Origin of the sequence: Streptomyces pseudogriseolus, assembly GCA_002154585.1 — a bacterium.
GTDB lineage: Bacteria > Actinomycetota > Actinomycetes > Streptomycetales > Streptomycetaceae > Streptomyces > Streptomyces pseudogriseolus.
In genome coordinates this window covers 1-1,513 of the sequence record MUNG01000581.1, presented here as the reverse complement: position 1 = coordinate 1,513, position 1,513 = coordinate 1, and the positions used below count along the sequence as shown (strand labels likewise).

Below are 1,513 nucleotides of genomic sequence, written 5' to 3'. Positions count from 1 at the left end.
TCACGCTCGCCCAGCGCATCGTCCAGGTGGCCGAGCAGACGGCGCTGCCGCCCAGCAGACCCCGCGACTACGAACACACGCCCAGTGCCTTCCGGCCACGCGGCGAGGGGCCCCGGCGCATCCACCTCACCGTGGCCGCGCCCACCCGCCACACCCTCCCGGAGGACCGCGACCCCGGGTCCTACGGCGACGACGCCCAGGACTGGAACCCGTACCACTCGGAGTCCACGCGGCCGCTGCCCGCCATCGCCCAGGAGCTGATCCGCTCGCTGGACTACCGGATCACCGTCTCCTCCTTCGACGACGAGGACACCGACACCACGCCGGGGGAGGCCGGCCCCGGTCCGGACGGCAAGGCGGAGGCCCGCCCCGGCATCCTGCTGGTCGACCGCTGGGCCCTCACCGACGACGAACGGCGGCGTCGGCTGCGGGACTTCGACCGGGTGTCACGCCCCTGGATCAGCGCCGTCGTGCCGTGGAACCGGGCGGACCTCCAGTGCCACGGCGAGCGGGGGAAGCAACTGACCGCGACCCTGGAGGAGACGCTGCCGCACATCCTGGAACGCGGCAGACGCACCGACTGCCGTATCGCCGTCAACGGCGTCCCCACGCTGAAGGCGTTCACCGACGTGCTCCCCGCCGTCGTGGCGCACTCCACCCGGCAGTACCTGAAACACGCCGAGGCCCATCCGCCGCCCGGCCCCCACGTACCGAGGCCACGGCTCATGGGCCCCGTCCAGCCGCCGTACCCGGCAGGCGAACCCGACGACGAAGGAGAAGCATGACGGCCGCGCGGGACGGACGCATCATCACGTTCTACTCGTACAAGGGCGGCACCGGGCGGACCATGGCCCTGGCCAACACGGCGTGGATCCTCGCCGCCAACGGCAAACGGGTGCTGGCGGTCGACTGGGACCTGGAGGCGCCCGGACTCCACCGTTTCTTCCATCCGTTCATGGACCTCAAGGCGCTGGCGGCCACGCCCGGCGTCATCAACATCATCGAGGACTACGCCTGGGCCGCGACCACGGGCCCCCGCGAACGGCCCGACGACTGGCACCTGCCCTACGCGAGCGTCGAACAGCACGCGCTGTCCGTGAACCCCGAACGCTTCGACCTGACCTTCCAGGACGGCGGTTCGCTGGACTTCCTCTCCGCCGGACGCCAGGACCGGGCGTACTCGACCACGGTGACGTCCTTCGAATGGGACAACTTCTACGAGCGTCTCGGCGGCGGCAAGTTCCTCGACGCCCTGCGCGCCGACATGAAGGCGACCTACGACTACGTCCTGATCGACAGCCGCACCGGCCTGTCCGACAACGCGGACATCTGCACCATGCAGATGCCGGACGTCCTGGTGGACTGCTTCACCCTCAGCGACCAGTCCCTCGAGGGCGCGGCCGCCGTCGCCCGGAACATCGAGGAGGGCTACCGGCCCCGCCGCATCCGCGTCCTGCCCGTGCCCATGCGTATCGACGAGGGTGAGAAGGAGAAGGTCGACGCGGGCCGGGCG

At 70.9% G+C, this 1,513-nt stretch carries 2 protein-coding genes; both read left to right on the top strand.

Going from position 1 to position 1,513, the window contains the following annotated elements; genetic code table 11:
• On the top strand, positions 1–785 hold a 785-nt coding region (gene fsxC, locus CCN29_RS33055; RefSeq protein ID WP_442538645.1), incomplete at its 5' end, for an FxsC protein.
• On the top strand, positions 782–1,513 hold a 732-nt coding region (locus tag CCN29_RS33050; RefSeq protein ID WP_143661451.1), incomplete at its 3' end, for a KGGVGR-motif variant AAA ATPase. The genes fsxC and CCN29_RS33050, both read left to right, overlap by 4 nt.